Raw genomic sequence first — 6,190 nt, 5'->3', positions numbered from 1 at the left:
GGCGGGGGTGGGCTGGGGCTTCGGTGCTGTCTGCGTCACGCAGCCAGCTTCCGGCCGGGAGGGCCCCGCACGACAGTGGCCTGACCGACACCCTTCGATATGATTGGGCCATGGCCCCTCACCGCGTCGTCGTCCTCGCACTCACCGGGCTGCTGCCCTTCGAGCTCGGCATCCCGCATCGGATCTTCGGTCGCGCCAAGGATCCCGCCGGAGCGCCGCTGTACGAGATCCTCACCTGCGCCCTCGCCCCCGGGCCGGTGCGCACGGACGCCGATTTCGCGGTCCACGTCGAGCACGGTCCCGAGCTGCTGGACACCGCGGACACCGTGGTGGTGCCCGCCTCGTACGAGCTGGGGCCGGTGTACGAGGAGGGCCGGCTGACCGGCGAGCTCGCCGAGGCGCTCGCCCGCATCCGGCCCGGGACGCGGCTCGTCTCCATCTGCACGGGCGGGTACGTGCTGGCCGCCGCCGGGTTCCTGGACGGCCGCCCGGCCACCACGCACTGGGCGCACGCCGAGCACTTCCAGCGGCTCTTCCCGGCCGTGCGGGTGGACGCCGGGGTGCTCTACACGGACGACGGGGACGTGCTGACCTCGGCGGGGGTGGCGGCCGGCATCGACCTGTGCCTGCACATCGTGCGCCGCGACCACGGCGCGGCCGTCGCCAACGACGTGGCCCGGCGGACCGTCGTACCGCCCCACCGGGACGGCGGGCAGGCCCAGTTCATCGACCGGCCGGTGCCGCAGGAGCAGCTGGCCAGTACGGCTGCGGCCCGCGCGTGGGTGCTGGACCGGCTGCAGGAGCCGGTACGGCTGGCCGACCTGGCCCGGCAGGAGGCCATGTCGGTACGGACGTTCACGCGCCGGTTCCGCGAGGAGTCGGGGGTCAGCCCCGGCGAGTGGATCGTCGGCCAGCGGGTGGAGCGGGCCCGGCGGCTGCTGGAGCGGACGGATCTGCCGATGGAACAGGTGGCGCGGGAGACGGGGTTCGGGACGGCGCAGTCGCTGCGCAAGCACGTGCAGGCGGCGCTGGGGGTGAGCCCGACGGCGTACCGGCGCACGTTCCGTGCGGCCGGTGGACACGGGGAGTCCCCAAGTCCGCCATCTCCTGATGGGCCATCAGTTGATGCCGGGTCCGTGCATTGACTTCTCCCGCCGTCCGCTCGTGAATGGCCCCCTGTCGGCGCGAGGGAACGTAGGGGGCGGGCCGTGCGAACACGGGCGGGCAGCAGGAGATGGTCGGTGGGCCTCGGCATGGCCGCCCTCGCGGCGACGGCCGGGGGCGCGCTGAGCCCGCCCGCCGCGGCCGAAGGGGAGGCGCCGCCCGGGCAGGTGGAGTTCCCGACGCATTGCGTGGCGCCGCAGGAGGCCGGTCTGCCGCCCGCCGACGGGCCGACCACGGCCCGGATCACGGTCGACGACCCGGCGCCGAAGGTCGGCGACACGGTCACCGTGACGTACCAGGTGGCCCGGACCCCCGCCGTGAACCCGATCGACGCCGAGCTCCCGGCCGACGTGCTGACCCCGACCGGGCGGATCCTGCTGGGGGGTGCGCAGAGCGGTGAGGTCACCGTCGTGGGGGCGAAGCGGAACGACCCCGTCCAGGCAGGGGCGGGGCTGCCGGCCGTCACCATGACCGGCACGTTCACCGTCACCGGGGCCGGCGGGATCACCCTGGCCCCGGGCGGCTACACCCTGCACACCAACCACCTGCTGGACCTGGACACCGACTGTGCCGTCACCGGGGCGCCTGTGTCGCAACGGCTCACCGCGAGTCCTCCCCCAGCCACCGCTGGGGGGACCCCCACCCGGGCCAACCTGCGATCGCTCGCGCTCGGTGCGGCGTACGGGAAGCCGGGCGCCGAGGTCAAGGTCGCCGGCGCCGGCTTCGCCCCGGGCGCGGCCGTGACGGTGGCCGGCCGGGCGGGCGCCGCCGAGACCGCGGACCGGGTGGCGGCCACGGCGGACGCGCGGGGCGCGGTCGTGGCGGAGCTGCCGGTCACCGACAGGGCGACGACGGCGGTGGTGGCGTACGAGGGCACGGCGTGGTCGGCGCAGCAGGGATCGGGCCCGGCGGCGTACACGGTCGTCGCCGCGGCGCCCGCGCCGCCGGGCACGCGGAAGGTGACGGCGGTGGTCGAGCCGGGCGCGCTGACGATGACCCAGGCGGGGGAGTCGATCACGCTGGGCGCGGTCCCGTACGGGGAGCGCGGCGCCGCCCCCGGCCGGATCGGGACCGTCACGGTCAAGGACGCCAGGGGCGGACCGGCGGGATGGTCGCTGATCGGCAAGGTCACGGAGTTCACGGGCCCGGGCGGGGTCCGGATCCCGGGGGCCTCGCTGAGCTGGACCCCGACGTGCACGGCCGCGCCGGACAGCCCGAGCCGGTGCGTGGCGGGCGGCGCCGGGGTGGTCGGGCCGCAGGGGGCGGTGCTGGCGTCCGCGCCGGACGGGGCTCCGGCGGGCGGGACGTTCACCATCGACGCGGCGGTCACCCTCACGGTGCCGCCGTACACCCCACCCGGTGCGTACCGGGCGGTCCTGACCCTGACCCTCTTGTGATCCCCGCTCCGCGGCTCCCGCCCCGGCCCACGGGCAGGGCCGCGGCCCTGGTGGGCGGGACGGCCGGGATCCTCGGCGCCGTTCGGCCGAGGTCACGGTGCGCGCCGAGGCCGCGGGGGCCGTCGCCCGCGCCGCCACCGGCCACGCCGCCCGGCCCCCGCTCGCGGCCGTTCTCGCGGGCGCCCTCGCCCTCCTCGCGGCGGGCTGGTCGGCGCTGGGACCCGCATCGGGGAGAATGGCCCGTATGAGCGATCGTTCCCCCGAGTCCACCGCCCCGCACCGTGCGGGCTTCGCCTGCTTCGTCGGCCGCCCCAACGCGGGGAAGTCGACCCTGACCAACGCACTCGTGGGCACCAAGGTCGCGATCACCTCCAACCGGCCGCAGACCACCCGCCACACCGTCCGCGGCATCGTGCACCGCCCCGACGCCCAGCTCGTGCTGGTCGACACGCCCGGTCTGCACAAGCCGCGCACGCTGCTCGGCGAGCGGCTGAACGACGTCGTGCGGACCACCTGGGCCGAGGTCGACGTGATCGGCTTCTGCCTGCCGGCCGACCAGAAGCTCGGCCCCGGCGACAAGTTCATCGCGAAGGAGCTCGCGGGGATCAAGAAGACCCCCAAGATCGCCATCGTGACGAAGACCGACCTCGTCGACTCCAAGGCCCTGGCCGAGCAGCTCCTCGCGATCCACCAGCTCGGCGCCGAGCTCGGCATCGAGTGGGCCGAGATCGTCCCCGTCTCGGCGGTCGGCGACACCCAGGTCCAGCTGCTGGCCGACCTGATCGCGCCGCTGCTGCCCGAGAGCCCGCCGCTGTACCCGGAGGGCGACCTCACCGACGAGCCCGAGATGGTCATGGTCGCGGAGCTGATCCGCGAGGCCGCGCTGGAGGGCGTACGGGACGAGCTCCCGCACTCGATCGCCGTCGTGGTCGAGGAGATGATCCCCCGGGAGAACCGCCCGGCGGACCGCCCGCTGCTGGACATCCACGCGAACGTCTACATCGAGCGGCCCAGCCAGAAGGGCATCATCATCGGCCCGAAGGGCTCCCGGCTGAAGGAGGTCGGGATGAAGTCGCGCAAGCACATCGAGGCGCTGCTCGGCACCCCGGTCTTCCTCGACCTGCACGTCAAGGTCGCGAAGGACTGGCAGCGCGACCCCAAGCAGCTCCGCAAGCTGGGCTTCTAGCGGAGCCTGCGCACCTTCACCGCGTTGTCCGTACGGGTCCCGGGCGTGCCGTCAGGCAGGTTCTGGACCCGTTCGTGCTCCTCGGCGAGCAGGACCTCCCACGCGCCCTCGGGCAGCTCCAGCTGCGCCACGACCTCGTCCGGGGTCGGGAAGTGGACCTCGGGGCGGGTGTCCCGCTGCCAGGACGGCCAGCCGGCGTGGCCGGCGACCAGCAGGATCCCGCCGGGTGCCACCGCCGCGGCGGCGCCACGCAGGATCCGGGCGCGGGGGAAGTCCCCGAACGAGTGCAGGAAGCACGCGGAGACGAGGTCGAACTCCCCGGCGGGGAAGGACTCGGCGAGGTCGTGCCGCTCCCAGCCGATCCGGTCGGCGACGCCCGCCCCGGCGGCGTGCCCGGCGGCCCGCTCCAGGGCCACCCCCGAGATGTCGGTCCCGGTGACCCGCCAGCCGCGGCGGGCCAGCCAGACGGCGTCGCCGCCTTCGCCGCTGCCGAGGTCGAGGGCGCGCCCGGGCGCGAGGTCCGAGGCCTCACGGACCAGCACGGCGTTGGGTTCCCCGCTCCAGATCCGGCCGCTCTCGCGGTAGCGGGAGTCCCAGAACTCCTCGCCCACGAACTCGGGCGCGAACCCGGTCGCGGATGCGGCTGCGTGGTGCTGGTGCTGTGACATGGGGACCTCTTCCGGTGCGGCTGCCTGTCCCCCCGATGCTCCGCCGCGGCCCAGGGCCGGGCAAACATCGTCGCCGTTCCGGCAACACGCCGGAAGACACGGCTCAGGCGCCCTCCTTCAGCAGCCGGGAGATCAGCGTCCGCTGCGCCTCCGACAGGTTCGGCTCCTGGCAGGAGACCGTCCGGCCGTCGACGGTGATCCGGTACGAGAACCCGTCCCGCACCCGGTCCGACCCGGGTGCGGGCGGGACGGGCCGCAGCGCCAGCCGGGCCAGGGCCCGCCACTCGTCCTCGTCGGGCCGGCCCGAGGTGTCCACCTCGGCCCGGCGCTCGATGCCCGCGAAGCCGCCCGTCCGCACCACCTGAATCCGCATGCCCTGCCTTCTACCCCAGGCCGACCGCCGACCACGCCTTCTGGAGGGCCTGGTGCTCCGCTCCGCCGTCCCCGTACCGGGCCACCGCGGCCGCGACCGACAGCCGGGCGAAGTCCTTGAAGTCCGCGTCCGAGGCCAGCTCGCCGCCCGTCAGCGTGTCGTACCAGATCCGCCCGGCCCGCTCCCACGCCTTGCCGCCGAGCTCGGTCGCCACGAGGTAGAAGGCGTGGTTCGGGATGCCGGAGTTGATGTGCACCCCGCCGTTGTCCTGCGAGGTCTTCACGTAGTCGTCCATCGTCGCCGGCTGTGGGTCCTTGCCGAGCTCGTCGTCGTCGTACGCCGTGCCCGGCGCCTTCATCGAGCGCAGCGCGACCCCGCTGACGTTCGGGCCCAGCAGCCCGGCGCCGATCAGCCAGTCCGCGTCCTGGGCGCTCTGGTCGAGCGAGTACTGCTTGATCAGCGAACCGAAGACGTCGGACATCGACTCGTTCAGGGCGCCGGACTGCCCGTGGTAATCGAGGTTCGCCGTGTACTGGGTGACCCCGTGGGTGAGCTCGTGCCCGATGACGTCGATCGACACGGTGAAGTCGAGGAAGATGTCCCCGTCCCCGTCGCCGAACACCATCTGCTGCCCGTCCCAGAAGGCGTTGTTGTAGTCCTGGCCGTAGTGGACGCTCGCGTCCAGGGCCAGCCCGGAGTCGTCGATCGAGTGCCGGCCGAAGCCCTTCAGGAACAGTTCGTACGTGGCGCCGAGCCCCGCGTACGCGCGGTTGACGGTGGCGTCGCCGGTGGCCTCGCCGCCCTCCCCGCGCACTTTCTTCCCGGGCAGCCGGGTGCGGTGCTGGGCGTCGTAGATGGTCCGGCGGGGCTCGTCGGCGACGGGCGTCTCCGGGGCGGGGGCGATCCCGCGCAGGGTGGTGACGTTGCGCCGGGTGCGCAGCAGGGCGTCCTGTTCGAGGGTGCGCTGGGCGGCGTCGGCGCGCCGGACCACCTCGGACTGGGCGATCTTGTCGAGCAGGTGGGGCGGGACCACCGTGCAGAAGACGGGGTGGCGGTGAACGTGGGAGGCATCCATCCCGGCAATGTGACAGCAGGTCATGGCGGTGTCACTACCCGCAACCATGATTCATTCAGTTGTCTGAAAGCGGTCACGCCGCGTTGACGGATCGACCGGACCTGTATCGAGGAAAGCGGCGTAGCTCACATTCGGTATAAATCGGACAGGGCGGTCTTGCATACTGAAACAGGTCCTCGCGTTACGGCGCGGCTCGGTTAGGCTCGGCCCATCATGCGTTTCGGGCTGCTTCTCCTTAGCTGCCGCGGCGAGGGTCTGTAGTCGTAGGCCGACCCCCTCCCCGCGGAGTTTGGTGTTGCGGTTTTTACGACCGCCGTCGGCCGTCCC

At 73.5% G+C, this 6,190-nt stretch carries 6 protein-coding genes; 3 read left to right on the top strand and 3 right to left on the bottom strand.

The window, feature by feature from the left end; all coding sequences use genetic code 11:
- Window positions 1-110 precede the first annotated feature (110 nt).
- The 3 genes from IF02_RS0130700 (at window position 111) to era (ending at window position 3,747) form a co-directional block, all read left to right on the top strand.
- Entirely contained in the window at window positions 111-1,145 is a 1,035-nt protein-coding gene (locus IF02_RS0130700; RefSeq protein WP_030162800.1) for a GlxA family transcriptional regulator, read from the top strand.
- Window positions 1,146-1,253: 108 nt separating this feature from the next.
- The gene (locus tag IF02_RS0130695) at window positions 1,254-2,561 is read left to right on the top strand and encodes a beta-xylosidase (RefSeq protein ID WP_037837454.1); all 1,308 of its coding nucleotides are present in this window, start codon (window positions 1,254-1,256) and stop codon (window positions 2,559-2,561) included.
- 235 nt (window positions 2,562-2,796) lie between these two features.
- Window positions 2,797-3,747 carry a GTPase Era gene (gene era, locus IF02_RS0130690; RefSeq protein WP_037837453.1) on the top strand — a complete coding sequence of 317 codons (951 nt, stop codon included), beginning with the start codon at window positions 2,797-2,799 and terminating at the stop codon, window positions 3,745-3,747.
- On the opposite strand, the gene IF02_RS0130685 is transcribed toward era, so the two are convergent.
- The 3 genes from IF02_RS0130685 to IF02_RS0130675 all read right to left on the bottom strand — a co-directional run bounded on the left by IF02_RS0130685 (window position 3,744) and on the right by IF02_RS0130675 (window position 5,863).
- A complete protein-coding gene (locus IF02_RS0130685; protein ID WP_078622429.1) occupies window positions 3,744-4,415 on the bottom strand; it encodes a class I SAM-dependent methyltransferase in 672 nt (223 codons plus the stop codon). The two genes, era and IF02_RS0130685, sit on opposite strands and share 4 nt — an antisense overlap.
- Before the next feature lie 103 nt (window positions 4,416-4,518).
- Window positions 4,519-4,788 (bottom strand): protealysin inhibitor emfourin, encoded by a 270-nt coding sequence (locus tag IF02_RS0130680; RefSeq protein ID WP_030162791.1) that lies wholly within the window; start codon window positions 4,786-4,788, stop codon window positions 4,519-4,521.
- Between the two features lie 10 nt (window positions 4,789-4,798).
- The gene (locus IF02_RS0130675; protein WP_030162789.1) at window positions 4,799-5,863 is read right to left on the bottom strand and encodes a M4 family metallopeptidase; all 1,065 of its coding nucleotides are present in this window, start codon (window positions 5,861-5,863) and stop codon (window positions 4,799-4,801) included.
- Between the last annotated feature and the right edge of the window lie 327 nt (window positions 5,864-6,190).

Source organism: Streptomyces sp. NRRL S-244 (assembly GCF_000717915.1).
Lineage (GTDB): Bacteria > Actinomycetota > Actinomycetes > Streptomycetales > Streptomycetaceae > Streptomyces.
Note: the sequence above shows the minus strand (reverse complement) of the source record. Positions and strands in the feature narration are given on the sequence as shown.